This is a genomic window from Acinetobacter calcoaceticus, from assembly GCF_900520355.1.
Taxonomy (GTDB): domain Bacteria; phylum Pseudomonadota; class Gammaproteobacteria; order Pseudomonadales; family Moraxellaceae; genus Acinetobacter; species Acinetobacter calcoaceticus_C.
Genome location: NZ_LS999521.1, coordinates 3,799,481 through 3,819,094, shown reverse-complemented (window position 1 = coordinate 3,819,094; position 19,614 = coordinate 3,799,481). Strand labels below are relative to the sequence as shown.

General features: G+C 39.6%; 18 protein-coding genes and 1 pseudogene. 15 read left to right on the top strand and 4 right to left on the bottom strand.

From position 1 onward, the window contains the following. Window positions 1-200: 200 nt before the first annotated feature. Window positions 201-893: a tetratricopeptide repeat protein gene (locus AC2117_RS18285; RefSeq protein ID WP_133975964.1), complete on the bottom strand. Its 693-nt coding sequence runs from the start codon at window positions 891-893 to the stop codon at window positions 201-203. Window positions 894-1,155: 262 nt separating this feature from the next. Here AC2117_RS18285 and AC2117_RS18280 point away from each other — a divergent pair, with 262 nt between their 5' ends. The 3 genes from AC2117_RS18280 to AC2117_RS18270 are packed head-to-tail and all read left to right on the top strand — an operon-like array spanning window position 1,156 to window position 5,134. Next, complete coding sequence (locus AC2117_RS18280) at window positions 1,156-3,942, top strand: type VI secretion system Vgr family protein (protein WP_133975962.1); 2,787 nt, start codon at window positions 1,156-1,158, stop codon at window positions 3,940-3,942. After that, entirely contained in the window at window positions 3,932-4,669 is a 738-nt protein-coding gene (locus tag AC2117_RS18275) for a hypothetical protein (RefSeq protein ID WP_005049156.1), read from the top strand. Before AC2117_RS18280 ends, AC2117_RS18275 begins: the two co-directional genes overlap by 11 nt. A gap of 6 nt (window positions 4,670-4,675) precedes the next feature. After that, window positions 4,676-5,134: a hypothetical protein gene (locus tag AC2117_RS18270; RefSeq protein ID WP_026070301.1), complete on the top strand. Its 459-nt coding sequence runs from the start codon at window positions 4,676-4,678 to the stop codon at window positions 5,132-5,134. A gap of 85 nt (window positions 5,135-5,219) precedes the next feature. Here the strand turns inward: AC2117_RS18270 and AC2117_RS18265 are convergent, their stop codons facing one another. Then, window positions 5,220-5,921 (bottom strand): SDR family NAD(P)-dependent oxidoreductase, encoded by a 702-nt coding sequence (locus tag AC2117_RS18265; RefSeq protein WP_133975960.1) that lies wholly within the window; start codon window positions 5,919-5,921, stop codon window positions 5,220-5,222. 251 nt (window positions 5,922-6,172) lie between these two features. Between AC2117_RS18265 and AC2117_RS18260 the strand changes: the two genes are divergently transcribed. The 7 genes and pseudogenes from AC2117_RS18260 (at window position 6,173) to AC2117_RS18230 (ending at window position 11,162) form a co-directional block, all read left to right on the top strand. Further along, window positions 6,173-6,757, top strand: coding sequence for a TetR/AcrR family transcriptional regulator (locus tag AC2117_RS18260; RefSeq protein WP_133975958.1), 585 nt, complete (start codon window positions 6,173-6,175; stop codon window positions 6,755-6,757). Window positions 6,758-6,954: 197 nt separating this feature from the next. Further along, entirely contained in the window at window positions 6,955-8,154 is a 1,200-nt protein-coding gene (locus AC2117_RS18255) for an MFS transporter (protein ID WP_133975955.1), read from the top strand. 487 nt (window positions 8,155-8,641) lie between these two features. Further along, a complete protein-coding gene (locus tag AC2117_RS18250; protein ID WP_133975953.1) occupies window positions 8,642-9,145 on the top strand; it encodes a DUF2867 domain-containing protein in 504 nt (167 codons plus the stop codon). 1 nt (window position 9,146) lies between these two features. After that, a pseudogene (locus AC2117_RS18245) lies at window positions 9,147-9,473 on the top strand (DUF1003 domain-containing protein); the annotation flags it as partial. A gap of 106 nt (window positions 9,474-9,579) precedes the next feature. Next, complete coding sequence (locus AC2117_RS18240) at window positions 9,580-10,245, top strand: RluA family pseudouridine synthase (RefSeq protein WP_133975951.1); 666 nt, start codon at window positions 9,580-9,582, stop codon at window positions 10,243-10,245. Between the two features lie 127 nt (window positions 10,246-10,372). Continuing rightward, a complete protein-coding gene (locus AC2117_RS18235) occupies window positions 10,373-10,756 on the top strand; it encodes a ribonuclease E inhibitor RraB (protein ID WP_003655664.1) in 384 nt (127 codons plus the stop codon). Window positions 10,757-10,784: 28 nt separating this feature from the next. Next, window positions 10,785-11,162: a nuclear transport factor 2 family protein gene (locus tag AC2117_RS18230; RefSeq protein WP_133975949.1), complete on the top strand. Its 378-nt coding sequence runs from the start codon at window positions 10,785-10,787 to the stop codon at window positions 11,160-11,162. Window positions 11,163-11,207: 45 nt separating this feature from the next. Here AC2117_RS18230 and AC2117_RS18225 read toward each other — a convergent pair whose 3' ends face one another. Further along, a complete protein-coding gene (locus AC2117_RS18225; protein ID WP_133975947.1) occupies window positions 11,208-13,298 on the bottom strand; it encodes a TonB-dependent siderophore receptor in 2,091 nt (696 codons plus the stop codon). Between the two features lie 74 nt (window positions 13,299-13,372). Here AC2117_RS18225 and AC2117_RS18220 point away from each other — a divergent pair, with 74 nt between their 5' ends. Beyond that, entirely contained in the window at window positions 13,373-14,518 is a 1,146-nt protein-coding gene (locus AC2117_RS18220; protein ID WP_133975945.1) for a DUF1624 domain-containing protein, read from the top strand. A 42-nt stretch (window positions 14,519-14,560) separates the two neighbouring features. Here AC2117_RS18220 and AC2117_RS18215 read toward each other — a convergent pair whose 3' ends face one another. After that, window positions 14,561-15,028 carry an Lrp/AsnC ligand binding domain-containing protein gene (locus AC2117_RS18215; RefSeq protein ID WP_003655656.1) on the bottom strand — a complete coding sequence of 156 codons (468 nt, stop codon included), beginning with the start codon at window positions 15,026-15,028 and terminating at the stop codon, window positions 14,561-14,563. A 136-nt stretch (window positions 15,029-15,164) separates the two neighbouring features. Here AC2117_RS18215 and AC2117_RS18210 point away from each other — a divergent pair, with 136 nt between their 5' ends. From AC2117_RS18210 to AC2117_RS18195, 4 genes are all read left to right on the top strand, one after another. Next, the gene (locus tag AC2117_RS18210) at window positions 15,165-16,430 is read left to right on the top strand and encodes a D-amino acid dehydrogenase (RefSeq protein WP_133975943.1); all 1,266 of its coding nucleotides are present in this window, start codon (window positions 15,165-15,167) and stop codon (window positions 16,428-16,430) included. A 20-nt stretch (window positions 16,431-16,450) separates the two neighbouring features. Continuing rightward, window positions 16,451-17,554, top strand: a complete 1,104-nt coding sequence (gene alr, locus AC2117_RS18205) for an alanine racemase (protein WP_133975941.1) — start codon at window positions 16,451-16,453, stop codon at window positions 17,552-17,554. A gap of 10 nt (window positions 17,555-17,564) precedes the next feature. Further along, window positions 17,565-17,924 carry a RidA family protein gene (locus AC2117_RS18200; protein WP_005037543.1) on the top strand — a complete coding sequence of 120 codons (360 nt, stop codon included), beginning with the start codon at window positions 17,565-17,567 and terminating at the stop codon, window positions 17,922-17,924. Between the two features lie 162 nt (window positions 17,925-18,086). Then, window positions 18,087-19,526 (top strand): amino acid permease, encoded by a 1,440-nt coding sequence (locus AC2117_RS18195; protein ID WP_133975939.1) that lies wholly within the window; start codon window positions 18,087-18,089, stop codon window positions 19,524-19,526. Window positions 19,527-19,614: the final 88 nt, after the last annotated feature.

Genomic DNA, 19,614 nt, shown 5'->3' with positions numbered 1-19,614 from the left:
ATCGGTGATTTTAATTACGTCAATTTAATATTTAAAATATTTTTGATTTAATAATAAATCTAAGTGTATTTTTAAAATAATAGAATTAATGTTTATATTTAATTAGAAAAAATAAAGAATAAAATGGTTTGATCATGTGATTTTATTAATAATCTAAATTTATCATTTTATAAATAAAAATATTATAGGGAAGACAGCCTTTATTCTAAACCTTTAAGCATTTCTTTGGCATCTACATCGCCTGCATCGGCAGCTTGCTGGAACCATTTCTTTGCCAGTTGTAGGTTTTTCGGCGTGCCTTCACCATTTAAATACATTTGGGCCAAGTTGTACTGGGCATCACTTTCGCCATGCTCAGCCGCTTTGGTGTACCACTTCAGTGCTTGCTCATCACTTTGGGTGACGCCGTGACCTTTTTTATATAGCTGAGCTAAATTATATTCCGCGGGTGGATAGCCTTGCTCGGCAGCACGACTAAACCATTCAAACGCTTTTCCATAATTTTGCGCAGTTCCTTCGCCTCTGCCGTATAACACCCCTAAGTTATATTGCGCTTTAGCATGACCCTTAGCCGCAGCCTTAGTAAAATAATCAAAAGCGCGCTTGGCATCTTTTTCGACGCCTGTGCCTGTGTAATACATCATACCTAAACTATATTTTGCGCCCACGCTTCCATTTTGGTCAGCCGCAGTTAACCATTTCAAAGCTTGCTCAAAATTTTTAACAACGCCTTGTTCGCCGCTTAAAAGCATCATACCCAGATGATATTGAGCCATAGGTTGCCCTTGTTCCGCACTATATTGAATATCGGCGACACTCGGCTCAGCAAATGCTGAAGAATGAAGTGAGAAAATCACCATAAATATATAAAAAGCAGACTTTTTTATTTTCATATCTCATCCTAAATTTTATTAATTTCAATATTTATTTTTCTTTAATATCTATTTGAATATAAAAGAAAAATATTAAATATACTTGGTAGGTTTATAGCGCTTTAAAATGATCTGATTTTACGGTTTAAATACCTATTTAATAAGAAATTAACCTAAAACTGCATATTTAGACTAGTTACATTTTGAAAATGAGTATAGATAGACAGATTAGTCTTTTTTTAATTAAAATGCGGGCTAAATATAAGTTTGATTGATAATAAAAATGCAGATGAGTGTGTCGAGTATATTGGAACGTTTAGGCCTTGTTTCACAAAATCGTGCTGTTCATATCCAATTCTCAAATCAGTCTTTAAATCAGCAAGTCTTCTTACAGCGCATTGAAGGCGAGCATACGCTCAACCAAGGTAGCGTTGCTGAGTTACTGTGTCTGTCGACAAACGCGCATATTGCATTAAAACAATTTATTGGATGTCAGGTTGCCATCGATCAGGTTACTGACATGGGCCAGTTTTTTAGAACCACAGGCATTATTACCGAAGCGAGCCAAGGGCAAAGTGACGGCTCACTCACCATTTATAACCTCACCTTAAAAGACCCAACCGCACTCTGGCATAAACGCCGTAATAGCCGCGTGTTTATGAATAAAAGCGTGCGGGATATTAGCGAAATTCTGTTTAAAGAATGGCAAGGCAAAAGTCCGTTATTTGCTTCAAGCTTAACGCTCGACACAGCAGGGTTAACTAAAGACTACGATGTGCGTCCATTTGTGATGCAGTCAAATGAAAGTGATTATGACTTTTTAACCCGTTTATGGCGTAGTGAAGGTATTAACTGGTTGGTCGATGAGTCACAGCTTTTAGTCGCCGACCCGAATGTTTCTATTCAGCCACAAGTCTTGCGTTTAATTGACGATAACCAAAATTATCAGGCTCTTGAACGCCGTAGCCTACGCTACCAACGCAGCAGTGCTACAGAACAGTTCGATACTATTACTCAAGTTAAAGCTGAGCGCAGCTTACAGCCGACGTCGGTTCATATCCAACGTTGGCAAGCCGATGCCCTCCAACAAGAAGAAGGTAGCGGCAGCGTACAAGGTAAGCAGCAGCACAGCGAACACTATGACAATGCGAGTCTGAACCTTGAAGATGCATGGCATGTTAGCCCAGCGTGGATGCAGGACTTAAAAGGCGAAGACCAAGCCACAGCTTCTGGCAATAGTCAGATTGAACAGCTTAACCAGCACATTAATGCTTATCATCACCTAAGTTCGAAACAATTTACCGTTTCAGGTAACGTCCGTGATGCACAGGTGGGTTACTGGTTCGAACTCAATGACCATCCAGAGCTCGACCAACATGATAGTGCCGATAAAGAATTCTTAATCTTAAGCAAGCATTACTATAACCAGAATAATTTACCGAAAGAATTACAACAGCAACTTGAGCGACTATTACCAAAAGACAAGCTCAAAGCTGCCCAACTCGACAGCCAAAACCTTGAGCAGCGCCACTTTTCTGAGCTGAATGTCGTTCGACGCAACATTAAAGCTGTGCCTGAATATCATCCACTAGAACACCGACCAGCCGCTTACCCACAGCGCGCTAGAGTGGTTGGGTTAGAGGGCGAAAGCATCCATGTTGACCAATGGGGACGTATTAAAGTCCGTTTCTTGTTTACTCGAACTGATGACCATAATCATGATGGTGGAGCAGGAAGTAACGACAATGACACCGACTCCGCTTGGGTAGATGTACTCACCCCGTGGGCGGGTGCGGGTTATGGCGCACGCTTCTTGCCTCGCGTGGGTGAAATTGTTGTCATTGACTTCTTTGACGGTAACATTGACCGCCCATTTGTGGTGGGCCGCATTCACGAAGCCGAACGTCACCCAACTCAGTTTGACCAGAAAGGCCAATTACCCGACACTAAAAAACTCAGTGGTATTCGCTCCGAAGAAGTCGATGGCAAAGGTTTTAACCAGCTACGTTTTGATGACACCACAGGGCAAATCAGTGCCCAACTACAAAGCAGTCATGCGGCAAGCCAACTAAACTTGGGTAACTTAAGCCATCCAAAAGACAATGCCGAAAGTGACGGTCGTGGTGAAGGTTTTGAGCTACGAACAGACCAATGGGGTGCGGTAAGAGCTGGGAGTGGCTTACTCCTTAGTACCCACAAACAGGACCAAGCTCAAGGCGTACACCTCGATGCAAATGAGGCCAAGCAACAAATAGACGGTGGCCTTAACAATGCCAAGGCACTCAGTGAAGTTGCCAAAAATCAGCAAACTGACCCGTTAGAAAATTTAGAAAACTTAAAATCCTTTATTGAAAAACTTGAGCAGCAAGACAACGCAAAAGCCAAAACATTTAAAGAGGCGATTATGTTGTTGGCGAGCCCAAATAGCATCGCGCTGAGCAGTAACGAAGATATTCACTTAAGCGCAGATGGGCAGCTAAACCAAACTGCTGGGGACAGCATTAATCTGTCTACTCAAAAGAACTTGATTGCACATGCCCAAAATAAAATTAGCCTTTTTGCAGCGCAAGAAGGCGCAAGACTCTATGCAGGCAAAGGCAAAGTCGAAATACAAGCGCAAGGCGATGGAGCCGATTTAATTGCCCGTAAAGCTGTTCAGATTATTTCAGCAGAAGACAAAATTGAGGCGACCGCAGCCAAAGAAATTGTACTCACCGCAGGTGGCTCTCAAGTCAAAATTACTGGTTCAGGCATTTTTATGACTACTGGTGGCAAGTTTGAGGTGAAGGCTGGGCAGCATTTGTTTATGGGAGGTGGGAGTGCGAATGCGAATGTTCCTGCATTGCCCGATTTGCGTATTAAAAACGAGCATCGTAATTTCCAAGCTATAGATTCGTCTAAGAATGAACCATTAGAAGGAATTCCTTATTCAATTTTGAATAAAAGAACAGGAATAAAGTCTTATGGTTTTACTAATGAGAAAGGAATGACAAAAACCATAAAGTCTGCTGAAAATGATGAATTAGTTGTTAATTGGTTCGAACAGGAAGATTTTGTAAATGGGGAATAATTCAACAACAAGTACAACAACAAATACAGCGAATCCACCGACCCAGAAAGTTCCTTTGAAACCAGAGGCTGAGTTACATCTATTAGTAGGGAGTGCTTATGGAGAAGGGGATAAAGAGTCGCCTTATGGCCATACGGCTGTTTATATTAAGTTGAAAGGTAAGGATTATATTTATGATTTTGGTAGATATGGAAAGACGAAACCTGAAAGCTTTGGTATTTTTACTTTAGAGGGGGCTAGTAGTCCCCGCGGAGAAGGGATATTAAGGATTTGGAGTAGCTTTGACGCTTATATTGCTGATGAAAATAGCCAAGGATCAGGAACTTCAAGAACTAGAACAACTCATGCTTATGGCTATAGAATTTTTGATAGTCAGGCTATGCTTGTATTAAATTATTATAATGATTTATTGAAAACAGCTACATTAAGGCGAACTGAAAAATACTATAAAAGCTATGTTTTATCTCAAGACTATTTTGCTTTGGCCCCTAATTGTACTACTCAAAGCTTGGAAGCAACGAAAAAAGCAATCCCAAGTATGGCGAAATCAGGCCATATGTTTGTAAATGCTGATAAAGTATTACCAACTACAGCAAAATTAGCATTTAAAGCAAGTAAATATGAAATGCCAAAATACCTATTTTTACCCGATAATTTAAATGATTATTTAATGAAGTCTCCTGATGTAAAAGTAGATATTAAAAATACATATCATCTGAAGAAGTAGGGATATATGAAAAAAAATCTGGTAATAATCATATTAGGAATTTTGTTTTTAATTCAATTAGTTTTAAATTTTTATCTGTGGAGCTTTAGAGAAATGCCTAAGATACATATTTTAGAGAAGCCTCTAAAAATTTCTTCAAATGGTGATAATTATTCGGAATATACAATCCTTCCAGCAGGAACAGTTCTATATGATGATAGTGACTCTTTAAACAGAAGAGTTATGGTTTATTTCAACTTGCAAGGTGTTGATTTTAAGTTTGAAGAGCAAGATCCTGAAATATCTAAACAACCAAGTGAAGTACGTTCCATTAGAAGTACAGAGCTAAGTGATATTTTAAAAACTATTCCTTTAACTAAGAAAGATATTTATTTAATTATTAAATATGATGACAGCATAAATGATTCTGTACGCTCTATTTTATTTAAAAAATACAAAATTGATCCTTCAGAGTATGAAAAATAATTAAATAATTTTGCAGTACGTAAGCATAAATTTAAAAACTAGAACAAGCGTAATTTAGTACGCTTGTTCTGTCATAAGAAATTGTTTAAGCAGCTTGAATTGCTTCTCCACAAAGAGAAACGGTTTCTTGTTTACGTTGGTGTAAGTACCAGAACTGCTCTGCAATGGTTTCGGGATGTACTGTGTACGTTTTATCTTGAGCGCCTGATGTCCCATCAACGAAACCATTCACAATCACTTGGCTCACGTAAACATTTGAGTCAGCTAGACTATGAGCAAGTAAATTGGTGGTTTTATATTGGGCGGCAGCAGTAATGGCTAATGATGAATACTCTTTGGCAACTAAATCTATTCCCACTGCATCGAACGCGAAAATTCCATTTGTCGATAAAATGCTGCCATGATTTTTTTCTAAATCACCTAGGCAAGCTTGTACCGTAGCAATATAGCTCGAAACGCGAATATGAAAGCTTTTGGTGAGCTCCAGTGGAGGGGTTTCTAATATGTTACCTTCAATATCATGGAAAGCATTCCAATGAATATTTTTAATCTCTCCTAATTGATCTTTAATGCATTTAATAAGATTTGGTATGTTTTCAAGAACAGCTAAATCACATGTAAAAGCGTAAGCTTCAATACCATGTGTTTTAAGTTCTAAAATGGCCTTTTCGAGTTTTTCGGCATTTCGTGCCACTAACCCGATTTTATAGCCTTCTTTACCAAATTTATGTGCTACGGCTTTGGAAATACCTGTTCCATAACCAAAGATTATAATATTGTTGTTCATTATAAAGTTCCAAAAACCAATTATTTGGTTAGAAATAGTTTATAATATGTTTTTATAATGTATTCAAGCGAAAAAGTTATCTATAAAAAATAATACTGAAAGAGCAAAACAAAAAATCTTAAAAGCAGTAATGAGTAAGTTTGGTTTGAATGATCCAGATGGGACAACGATTGATAAAATAACTTTTAATTTGACTTATTTATCTTCATATCATAAATTAATTGGAACGACCGTTCCTGTTAAGGCTGCTTATGAGAACAAAGGAATTTGAAATTGATGAAATTGCTGATGCAGCCATGCATGTTTTTTGGCATCATGGATATGCAGCGACTTCAGTTCAAGACTTAGTTGAAGGTACAGGATTATCTAGAAGTAGTCTTTACAGTACCTTTCAAAGTAAGCAAGGGCTTTATCAAAAAGCATTACAACGCTATGAACTTTTAACTACACTTAATAATGTAAAGTTGTTGTCTGGTTCAGGCTCACCGAAAGAACTGATTCGGCAATTACTTGTTAATGTAGTTGAAGATGAGCTAAATGATGCAGAACACAAAGGCTGTCTGGTCGCAAATGCTTGTTTAGAGTTGTCTGGCCATGATGAAGATGTCGCTCAATTTGTTGTAAGTAATCTACAGAAACTACAGCATGCTTTAGAGAATTTATTAATTAAAGCTCAACAATCTGGCGAAATTGCTTCTACCCAAAACCCACGTGCATTAGCAAGTTTCTTTCTAAATACCATGCAAGGTTTACGTGTTTTAGGCAAAGGCAGCCCGCTTGAACAAAGAAAGCAATGTTTAATGGATGTGGTCGAGATTACTTTAAACGTTTTATAAAATTCATTTAAACCTTAACTATGGTTGAGCTGAATAGTTAAGGTTTTTATTTAACTTAAATTGGAATGATCATTCCTGAATAATATTTTTAGTTCACATGGAGAACAAATGTCTTTCCATCCTAACGTTGTAAAACAAACATATAGCTATGCAGAGCATGGTACGCCCGCTGAAAAAGAGTTTGAGAGTAAAGCTTTATGAATATTAAGAGTGATGAAACATCTCATCAGTTAAGTGAAGAGTTCTCTGCTCAATTACCGATTTGGAAACTGTTGGCTTTTACAGTTGCTGGCTTTCTCACCATTATGACAGAAACTATGCCAGCAGGGCTCTTGCCTCAAATCAGTCAAGGGCTAAATATTTCAGAGGCATACGCAGGGCAGCTTATTGCAGTGTATGCCTTGGGCTCAGTTTTAGCGGCAATACCTCTCATTAGTCTTACCCGTAGTTGGAATCGGAGACCCTTGTTACTCAGTGCTATTGCAGGTTTACTTTTATTTAATGCGATTACTGCCTTATCAAATGATTACATTTTGACTTTGATTGCTCGTTTCATTGCAGGTATGGCGGCGGGCGTTATATGGGGGCTTTTAGCGGGTTATGTAAGGCGCATGGTCTCAGCATCGTATCAAGGTCGAGCTTTAGCAATTGCTGGGGTTGGGCAGCCAATTGCTTTGTCTATTGGTGTTCCTTTGGGTGCGTGGTTGGGAACGCTGTTTGAGTGGCGTGGCGTATTTTGGATCATGTCTTTACTGGCATTGATTTTATTTGTCTGGATTCGTTTTAGTATTCCTGATTTTGCTGGACAATCAGCACAAAAAAGGTTGCCCATTTTAAAAGTTCTTTTAATGCCCGGCATTAGAGCTGTTTTAGCAGTAGTATTCCTTTGGATATTAGCCCATAGCATTCTTTATACTTATATTTCGCCTTTCTTAGCTTCAACAGGGCAGGCATACAAAGTCGAGACGATACTTTTTGTATTTGGTATTTCTTCAATTGTAGGCATCTTGATTACAGGTATGTTTATCGATCGATCATTAAGAAAAATAACGCTTTTAAGCTTATTTGTATTTGCTATCGCAACAATACTGTTAGGTGCTTACAGCTCTTCGAGTTTTGTAGTTATAACTGGCGTTGTGCTGTGGGGAGTAACTTTTGGCGGCGCTCCAACATTATTACAGACTGCTTTAGCAAATACTGCGGGTCATGAAGCAGATGTCGCACAGTCCATGTTGGTCACTATGTTTAACCTTACTATCGCATTCGGTGGAATGGTTGGCGGTGGGCTACTTGAAAGTTTTGGTGCAGCTTCTTTTCCATGGATTATGCTGGTTTTTGCTCTCATCGCGTTATGCACCGTTTACAACGCTCGTAAGCATGGTTTTATCTCTTCATAAAAGATTTTTGCCCTTCATGACTGAAGAAATGAAGGGTGATTTAATTTTTATATTTTGATGCAATGTTGCTAAAAATGGTTAATGGCTTGGTAAAATAAACCGTAAAACACAAATAAAGTGGAATTTAAATTTAACTAATTATGGTGAAATGGGAATAAATTCTTTTTAATTTACTTAATGGCGTAAAAATTTCCAAAAATAATGAAAATTAGCTGTTCTTAGAAAAACAATCCCGCAGGGTGCTGGCTAAACTATATCTCAAGGGTGTGATAGGGATCGAAAAGAGTAGCATGCACCAAAACGTATAACGTTAGTGTGTACTCACCCAAAAGGTCTCGATTCGGCTTAGGACGCTATAAATCAAAAGTTTATAGGCACAAGGTTATAACTTACAAAGTTATGATTGTTGAGGTAAACCATAGATGTTTTCCCTTGACACCCTAAAAAATTCGCTATAATAAAAAAATACTTTATAAGAATATAATTTATGAATAGGCCTTATCTTTCCGCTTTACCAAGTGATAGCCAAATCTCTTCTCAATTGAACAATGCTTATTTTCATGATTCTTGGAGCATTGTGCTTGGTCAACCCGACCTTAATGTATTTCAACAGCTCATTAAATTGTTCCATCACACTCCGCAGTGGATAGAGTGGAGCATGAATGTGCGTAATAAAATTACGTCCAAGATTGGACTTAAAGATTTAGGAAGTTTTAAACAAATTGATCCCCATAAATTAGAAAGTGAATATGTAGCAGGGGATCGAATTGGAATTTTTACCTTGTTACAGCGTACTGAAAATGAGTTATTGATTGGAGATGATGATAAACATTTAAATGTGACTTTATCTATTTATAAAAATGAAGAGACTCAAGTACTGACCGTGACCACAGTAGTGCATATTAAAAATTTACTTGGGCGGCTGTACATGTTGCCTGTGATTCCTGCCCACCGAAAAATAGTACCAGCCACTTTACAGATATTGGGTTAGAGCACTATTTTTAGTGGCTTGGATCATTTTAAATGCCGTAGTGATGGTGGTGCATCCTGTTGATCCTTATCCATTTATTTTGCTTAATTTGGTATTGTCCTGTTTAGCTGCAATTCAGGCACCTGTCATTATGATGAGTCAAAATCGGCAAGAAGCGAAAGATCGTTTGCGCTCTCAACATGACTATCAAATTAATCTAAAAGCCGAGCTCAAGATTCGCCATTTACATGAAAAAATGGATCATCTTTTATCGCATCAATGGGAAAGGCTTGCACATATTCAAGAAATTCAGCTCGATCTTTTATCTGAAATGAATAAAAAACGGTAAATTTTTTTGAGTTTCACGTGGAACATGGGGAGTTATAGAATATTTTGCGGTAAATCGGAAATTTCTTTATGATCTGCCGCCATGCTCCATTGCTGTTTCTACGACCATGCCTTTAAACGACAACTTTGTTTATGCTCCACCACAAGACCCTCTTTCAATTTTATTTGAAGATGATGACCTCATTGTGGTTGATAAACCTGCGGGCCTATTGTCGGTTATGGGTCGTTTGCCTGAGCATCATGACAGTGCCTATTTACGAGTGCTGGAAAAGTTCCCTTTAGCCAAAGTGACTCATCGTCTAGATATGGCAACATCAGGCTTACTCATGTTTGCCAAACACCGTGATGCAGAAGTTGCGGTGAGTAAAATGTTTCAGGCTAGAACAGTCAAAAAACACTATATTGCCTTGGTGCAAGGCCAAGTCGAGGAAGAGGGGAGCGTCGAGGTTCCACTCATTACCGATTGGGAAAATCGCCCGAGACAAATTGTGCATTTTGAATTAGGTAAACATGCTAAAACCTTATTTCAACCTCTCGTCTATGATGTCCAAACAGATCAAAGTCGAGTATTGCTTGAACCAGTAACAGGGCGTTCACATCAGCTACGTGTACACATGATGCATATTGGACATCCGATTATGGGTGATAAGTTATATCACCCCGAACCTAAGCAATTTCACTTAAACCGGATGGCGTTACATGCCGCATATTTGGCTTTCCAGCATCCCTTAAATAGAACGGATGTGGTGATTGAATCGCAGGTGCCTTTTTAAAATTTATATAATTAAAAAATTAATTTGATGCAATTGGGAACGGAATATATACCCAAACTGCAATAAAAGTCGGGTATTCTTAATGCCGAATAATATTAATACGGCAACAACAACAAGGGATCATATTATGACTCGTGATTACGAACAATTTCCAGACGACGATAACGGTAATGTACTTTGGCAAATGGCTGAAGATGGGGATGATTTAACCGATCTACATGAAATTGAATTTTCTATCGCTTTTCAAGATCAGAAAAATGCAGAGCAATGTGCGCTCTATTTACTGTACCAAGAACAAAAAGTTTCACTCTTTCAAGATGATTCTGTTGAACCAAATGAATGGGTGATTACAGTCTTTGTCAACATGGAACCAGAGTACTCAGATATTGTTGATTTGGAACAATGGTTTACCAGCATCGCTGAAAAGTTTCAGGGCGAATATGATGGGTGGGGCTGCATGGCCTATGTCTTCGATGAGGATGAAGATGAAGAAGATGACTTGTTACAGTAAAGTCTAAAATAATGGGTAGGAGATAATCATGAACTTATCTCAAAAAAAAATTGCTGTACGGTTTTTAGAGCTTGCCGCTGCTGGCGAAGTCGATGAAGCCTATAGCAATTACACCGCGTCTAACTTCAAGCATCACAACCCTTATTATGCGGGCGATGTAACTTCTTTGAAGGAAGGAATGCGTGAAAGTGCAATTGAAACGCCAAACAAAGTCTTTGATGTTCAACATGTCATTGAAGATGGTGATTTGGTCGCTGTGCATTCTAAACTCGAAATGCAAATGAACGGGTTAACAACCTTGGCAGTGGTTCATATTTGTCGTTTCGAAAATGGAAAAATTGCTGAGTTTTGGGATATTGGACAAATACAACCCGACCCGCTCATCAATGAAAATGGTATGTTTTAATGAAAAGCCCGAAAATGATTCGGGCTTTTTTATTTTATAGATGAATTAAAATTTCCACTGTGCCGAAATTGAAGCGTTCAGTGGTTCACCCGGTTGAACCCATAAATCGCTATAGCTTGAGACATAGTAAGTTTTATCAAATAGATTATTCACATTGAGCTGATAGCGTAAGCGGTCAGACGGGGCGTAGTAGCCATTTAAATTCACCAGCGTATAACTTGGTAAGTTAAATCCATTATCAATGTTATGACCACTGCGCTCACCGACATAGGTGAGGTTAGCACCTACACCTGCCTTTTTCGTGCCTTCTTGCAGAAACTCATAATCGGTGCTGATTGAACCTTGGTGTTTTGGAACATTGCTCAGACGAGCACCTTTCGCTAGGTCTTGGTCTTTTTCAATTTGAGCATCGGTATAACTATAGTTGGCATTGATGAGCCATCGGTCATTGATCTGGCTATTTAAGTCAAATTCAATCCCTTTACTGCTGACTTCACCAGCGGCTGTTTGGAATGCATTGTCGATTGGATCTGTTGTCAGCACATTTTGTTTTTTCATTTTAAACAGAGCAAGGCTGAGTACACTTTGGTCGTTAATCTTATATTTTGTACCGACCTCATAGCTTTCACCTTTTTCAGGGGCAAAGGTTTGACCATTTCGGTTCATACCACTATTCATCGCAAATGAGCGACCATAGTTCGTATAAAAAGCCCATTGGTCAGAAGCTTTAAAATTTACTCCGAAACGTGGACTATTTTGATGAAGGGTCTGGTTGCTTTCGGTCTGAGTCAGGTGATTTTTAAAGTCTTGTTCGACCTGATCAAAACGGTTGCCGAATAGCACACTCCACTGATCATTAAAAAAAATCTGGTCTTGTACATTGAGTGCGAAATAGCGTTGCTGTTCTTTGGTGTTGGTGAACGGTGCTAAATCTGGTAAATATTTTCCATATTCAGGTTGGTAAATATCAATTGTATTTGGCATGCCTGAGCTGTGGTTACGACGCAGTTGATATTGTTGATAATCGAGTTGACCAAGTTCAGTTGAAAGTAAAATTTCATGTCGAGCCCATGAAGTATCAAGCTTACCAAGCAATTCTGTCTGAGCCAGCACATCTTCACTTTGATAATCACGATAGCGGCGTTGGCGCTCTAAAGTACGGCCGTTAGCTTGTATGCGTCGTGGTTCGGTCGAAAAGCCGACCATTTGAGCATCTTTATAACTGACCGCACTATTCAGTTTCCAGTCAGGGTTAAATTCATGACTAAGACGTAACTGGTAAAAGTAATCTTTTACTTTCATATCGCCATCGTCAGGTTCACCAGTAAATGTTTTCGGGTCCATCACAAACTGGTGATTAACCGTGCTTACCCCGCGGTCAAAGGTTCCTTTGTGCTGAGTAAATTCACTATCGAAGTCGAGTTGAGTCTGGTCTGAAATTTTCCATGTGAGCTGCGGCGAAAAGAACCAGCGTTCACTGCTGACATGATCACGGAAGCTTTGATTATCTTCATAGGCAACAGCTAAACGATAGGCCAATTCATCGTTAATCGGCGAGGTATGTTCCAGACTCATTCTATATTGTTCTTGGCTATTGGCGCGTAAGTTAATTTCACTTTCACGTTCCCACTGTGGTTTTTTACTATTTAGATTGAGCAAACCACCTGTTTCTCCACGTCCGTAGAGGGCAGCCATTGGTCCTTTTAAAAATTCTAAAGAGTCAATATTTACGATGTCTTTGGGAGCATTAACACCTCGGTTTACACTTAAACCATTACGGATCATGGTAGCCCCTAAATTTGGATCGCCACTAAAACCTCGGAAAGAGTAATTATCCCAAAAACCGCCGCCATAATTGTTTTGATGAAAAACCCCACTGACTAAGGTTAATGCATCATCAATGCGCTGAACGTCTTGTTGTTCCATCACCTGTTTAGAAACAAAAGCACGATTAAAAGGTACATCCAAAACATCGTGGGAAAATTTAGTCGCTGAACTATTTTGACTTACATCTTCTTGGGTGGTTTCAGCCTGAACGCGTATGGTTGCCAATACCGTTGACGTTTCTTCTCCCCAACTGAGTGTCGATATAAACGATAGACCTAAGGAAGACAACAAACCTAATTTGTGTTGCATAAATGAGCAGCCATGAAAGACAAAAGGGATTAAATGTAATAGTATAACGTTACATTATTTTATTGATTATCGCTATGGCTTTAGAAAAAAATATTGAGCGTTTACAGTCGATTGATGCCTTACGTGGTTTGGTCATCTTGATTATGTTGCTTGACCATGTAAGAGAAACTTTCTATTTGCATAAGCAGGTCATAGATCCAATGGATGTAACAGTGACTGAACCTGCCTTATTTGGTAGTCGGTTATTGGCACATATTTGTGCTCCGGTTTTTGTTCTTTTAACAGGTATTTCGGCTTTTTTATTTCATTCAAAAAAACAGGATTTACAGCAAACCCGTACGTTTTTATTGAAGCGTGGTCTATTTTTAATTGTGTTAGAGCTGACATTGGTAAACTTTGCTTGGACAGCAACTTTTCCACCAGAAGTCATTTATTTGCAGGTGATATGGGCGATTGGTATTAGCATGGTAGTGTTGGCTGGTTGTGTTAGTTTACCGTTGCCTGTCATTGCTGGCGCAGCTTTAGTGATTATTTTTGGGCACAACTTTTTAGATTCAGTGCATTTTACAAATGGTTTTTTACAGAATATATGGTTCGTTTTACACGAGCGTGGCTGGATTGAGTTTGCAGGTATAAAGCTTCGTACAAGCTATCCTGTTTTGCCTTGGATTGGTGTTATTTTGCTGGGTTATGTTTTAGGCCAATTCTTTAGTTCAAAATATACTGCAAAGCAAAGAACCCACTATTTATTGAGTATTGGTCTGGCAAGTATAGGCCTGTTTGTTTTACTGCGTTTTATCAATATCTATGGTGACCAGCCGTGGCAACATTTTGAGTCATTACAACTGACGTTAATGAGCTTTTTTAACCTCACCAAGTATCCACCGTCTTTACTGTTTATTTTGCTGAATGTTGGAATCGGTTTAATTGTGCTGGTTGCTTTCGAACGTATGCAGCAATATTCATTTTTAAAACCATTGGTGATATTTGGCTCGGTGCCTATGTTCTTTTATTTACTGCATTTATATGTGTTGAAACTGATGTATGTGTTTGCAGTGAATATGTGGGGTGTCAACCATGGAAATTATTTATCGGTTAATCATGTGTGGATACTGTGGTTAATCACGATTGTGTTGTCTTTTGCACTTTATCCGGCAGTTAAGTGGTTCTCGAAATTCAAACATCAAAACAAACATATTTCGATTTTAAAATATTTCTAATGTTCAAAATGTGGGTAAAGCGAGTTCAATCGTGGCCTCGCTTTACTTACTCACATCAAGATATAAAGTTTCTTTAACTTCTTCCATGACCACATAACTATGTGAAGATGCCGAAGCGGGGAGTTTCTTTAATAGATCTCCTAACAAGCGGCGGTAGGCACTCATTTCTTTTAAGCGCGCTTTTACAAGATAGTCAAACTCACCTGAAATGAGATGACATTCGAGTACTTCAGGAATCTCGACTAAGTCTCTGGCAACCTGATCAAATACATCGCCAGATTTGGCTGATAGTTTAATTTCTAAAAAAACGAGCAGATTACGGTCTACATAAGCTGGGTTTAGTCGTGCGAAGTAACCCATGATAATGCCATCGCGTTCAAGTCGTTTGACACGCTCTGAACAGGGGGTGGTCGACAGGTTGACTCTCGATGCCAATTCACTAATCGCAATTCGTCCTTCACGCTGCAAAATATCCAGAATCATGCGATCTATACGATCTAAGGGGCGCATAGATATTTCCTCTTTTTTTAAAATTCTCACGAGAAATACATATATTTACCTAGATTATAGCCCAAAAAACAGTGAAATAAACTATTTAAGTAGAAATATACTAGTTAAATAAACTGGTGTGCGTGAGGGAATAGAAATGCGCGTAATTGTATTAGGTAGCGGCGTTATCGGAGTGGCAAGTGCCTATTATCTAGCTCAACAAGGAGCTGAGGTCACTGTTCTTGATCGACAGTCAGGTCCTGCTGAAGAAACAAGTTTTGGTAATGCAGGTCAAATTTCGCCAGGGTATTCAACCCCTTGGGCAGCACCAGGAATTCCTTTTAAAGCTGTGAAGTGGATGTTCCAACACCACGCACCGCTTGCTATTAATTTAGATGGCAGCATGTGGCAATTACAGTGGATGGCGCAGATGCTGAAAAACTGTAATCCACAAAGTTATGCTGTGAACAAAGAACGTATGATGCGTGTGGCTGAATACAGCCGTGACTGCTTACGTGAACTTAGAAAAGATACAGGTATTAATTACGAAAACCGTGCGAAAGGCACTTTGCAGTTATTCCGTAAAGAAGCACAAATGGAAGCGGTTCAACGCGACATTAGTGTTCTACAAGAGTGTGGCGTAAGTTACGAATTATTAAATGGCGATGAACTTGGCCGTGTAGAACCAGCTTTAGCAAATACGCAAGATAAATTGGTCGGCGGTTTGCATTTACCAAATGATGAGACAGGCGACTGTTATTTATTTACTAACGCTTTAGCTCAAATTGCTAAAGAGCTGGGGGTTAACTTCCAGTTCAACCAGAACGTAGAAAAATTGATTGTTGAAGGCGATGAAATTAAGGGCGTTCAGGTCAATGGTAAAGTCTTAACCGCAGATCGTTATGTTCTAGCATTTGGTAGTTATTCACGTGATTTCTTGAAACCACTCGATCTACAGTTACCTGTATATCCTGTGAAAGGTTACTCGTTAACGATTCCAATTATTGACCCTGCTTTTGCTCCGCAATCTACGGTGCTTGATGAAACTTATAAAATCGCGATTACTCGTTTTGACCAACGTATTCGCGTAGGTGGAATGGCAGAGTTAAGTGGTTTCAATTTAGGTCTGAACGAAGACCGCCGTGCAACCTTGCAAATGGTGACTCAGGACTTGTTCCCGGGCGGTGATATGGCACAGGCATCTTTCTGGACTGGTTTACGTCCAATGACGCCAGACAGTACCCCAATTATTGGTGCGACTCGCTTTAAAAATCTGTTCTTGAATACAGGTCACGGCACTTTAGGTTGGACTATGGCGTGTGGTTCAGGAAAATTAATCAGCGACATCGTACTCAATCATAAGACTGAAATCAGTACAGATGGTCTTTCAATTCAGCGCTATTCACACGCGCATGCTGCATAACGGACGTTAGGAAATTAATCATGCCTCGTCCTATTACCGCAGTCATCCACCGTCAAGCCTTACAAAACAACTTGGCGGTGGTACGCAAGGCTATGTCAAACAGTAAGGTTTTTGCTGTTGTAAAAGCCAATGCTTATGGACATGGAATTGAACGTGTTTATGAAGCGTTTAAGGCGGCAGATGGTTTTGCCTTACTTGATCTTGATGAAGCAAAACGAACTCGTGCTTTAGGTTGGACGGGTCCAATTTTATTGCTCGAAGGGATTTTTTCTCCTCAAGACTTATTTGATTGTGTGCAGTACCAACTCAGTTTCACCATTCACAGTGAAGAGCAAATTGAGTGGGTTCAAAAGCATCCTTATCCGGCACAATTTGATGTTTGCCTAAAAATGAACAGTGGCATGAACCGTCTTGGTTTTAAACCACAGCACTATGTTCAGGCATGGGAACGTTTAAATAATTTAGCAAACGTCTCCAAGATTACGCACATGATGCATTTTTCAGATGCAGATGGCGAGCGTTTCGGTCAGAAAGGTATTGATTATCAAATCACTGCATTTGAAGACATTATTAAAGATTTACCGGGTGAAAGATCGGTAAGTAATAGCGCGGCAATTCTGCGCTATCAAGACCAGCTCAAATCAGATTATGCACGTAGCGGCATCATGCTCTATGGCAGCTCGCCAGACTACCCGACGCATAGTATTGCCGATTGGGGTTTACAACCCACCATGAGTTTACGCAGTGAAATTATTTCCGTTCAGCATTTAGATGCGAATGAAAGCGTAGGTTATGGCTCAAACTTTGTCGCAGAGCAACCCATGACGATTGGGATTGTAGCTTGTGGCTATGCCGATGGTTATCAGCGTATTTCACCGACAGGTACGCCAGTTTTAGTGGACTCTGTACGTACTCGTACAGTCGGCCGCGTCAGCATGGATATGTTGGCAGTCGATTTAACGGGTATTGAAAATGCCAAAGTCGGCAGTGAAGTCGTGCTTTGGGGCCAATCAAGTACAGGCGTTATTTTGCCTATTGATGATGTCGCAGTTTCATCTGGTACGGTGGGTTACGAGCTGATGTGTGCAGTTACTGCCCGTGTTCAATTTATTAATCAGGTATAAGGAAATCCGAATGTCTAATTCAGATATACAAAAGATTAACACTAACGAAGTCATGAGCGCCGTGACTGTTTTTAACAAAGTGGTTTATTTGTCAGGTCAGGTACCTAAAAATACCGAGCAAGACGTGGCAGGTCAAACTCGTGAAATTCTTGCAACGATTGATGAACTTTTGGCGCTTGCTGATACCGACAAATCTCGCTTGCTCTCTGCACAGCTCTATTTGAAAAATCTTTCTGACTTTTCAACCGTAAATGCGATTTGGGTTGACTGGTTAAAAGGGTGTGTTGCTCCATCGCGTGCCACAATTCAGGCCGATTTGGTTAATCCAGACTGGCTCATTGAAATTGCCGTGACGGCAGCACAAAAGTAATTCGTTTTTACTCCAAAAATGATGATGTATCTAACAGAAGGAAGATAGATACGGTTTATCCAGTCAGTATTTGGTGAACAGATTCAGTGGCCTATGGTATACGGTTCGATTTTAGCCATAGGTTGCTGATCTTAACAAAGGAATTTAAAAAGGAATTTTAATATGACAACGGCTCGTCATTCAGATACAGAAAATTCTCCTGATCATCTGCAACGAAAATTGTCTAACCGTCATTTACAACTGATTGCAATTGGCGGTGCAATTGGAACTGGCCTATTTATGGGTTCAGGCAAAACTATCTCCCTCGCAGGTCCTTCAATCCTTTTGATCTATATGATTATTGGAGGAATGTTCTTTTTTTTGATGCGTGCAATGGGCGAGTTGCTCCTTGCAAATCTGCATTACAAATCTTTTGTTGATATGGCTCATGATCTGATTGGTCCTTGGGCTGGTTATTATTTGGGCTGGACCTATTGGTTAGGTTGGGTGTTGGTGGGTATTGCTGATCTTTCTGCGGTCATTAACTATTTAGGTTTCTGGCTGCCCGATGGAGCGAGCTTCTCTCCAACTCAACAAGCCATGATTAGTGCTGGCTGTGTATTGTTTGTGATGGGTCTTAACCTACTGACAGTACGTTTGTTTGGTGAAATCGAATTCTGGTTTGCACTCATTAAGATCTTGGCCATTATTGGTTTGATTGGTGTGGGTGGCTACATGATTTTCAGCCATTTCCAAGCTCCGCAAGGTGCTGTTGCAAGCATGAGTAATGTTTGGTCGCATGGCGGTTTATTCCCGAAAGGTACTGAAGGCTTCTTGGCTGGTTTCCAGATAGCCGTCTTTGCTTTTGTCGGGGTTGAACTGATTGGTACAACGGCTGCTGAAACGAAAGATCCAGAGAAGAATTTACCAAAAGCAATTAACGCGATTCCGATACGTATTATTTTGTTCTATGTATTAGCGCTCTTTATTGTGATGTCAGTAACACCATGGGATCACATTCGCGCAGATAAAAGCCCGTTTGTTGAGTTATTCTTAAATGCGGGTATTCCGGTTTCTGCCATCATCATGAACTTGGTGGTGCTATCTTCCGTTATGTCTTCAATGAACAGCGGTGTGTTTTCAACCAGCCGTATGCTGTTTGGTTTATCAAAAGATGGTCAAGCACCGGGTGCATTTGGTCGTTTATCAAAACGTGCCGTGCCTTCAAATGGTTTGATTTTCTCTTGTATCTTTATCATGGGTGGAGCGGTACTTCAGTACTTTGTTCCAAACACCATGGAAGCATTTACGCTGGCAAGTTCACTCTGTGTGATTCTATTCATTAGTGTCTGGAGTCTCATCATGGTGTGCTATTTACGCTATCGAAAATTACGTCCTGAATTACATGAAAAATCAAATTTTAAAATGCCGGGTGGCATTTGGATGAGCTATTTGGTTCTAGCATTTATGCTTTTCACTTTGGTGATTTTGGCACTCGAGCCAGATACTTTGAAAGCACTCTATATCAGTCCAGTATGGTTGATCATTTTAGGAGTCACCTATCACGTGCTCTATAAACCACGCTTGAAAAAGCTAGGACGCGAACTCGTCAACGATCATTAAGTTTTATTAAAAAGCCAATCTATCATGATTGGCTTTTTTCATTTTTATCTGATTTTTTATCGGAATAATATTGTTTATTTTTGAGCCA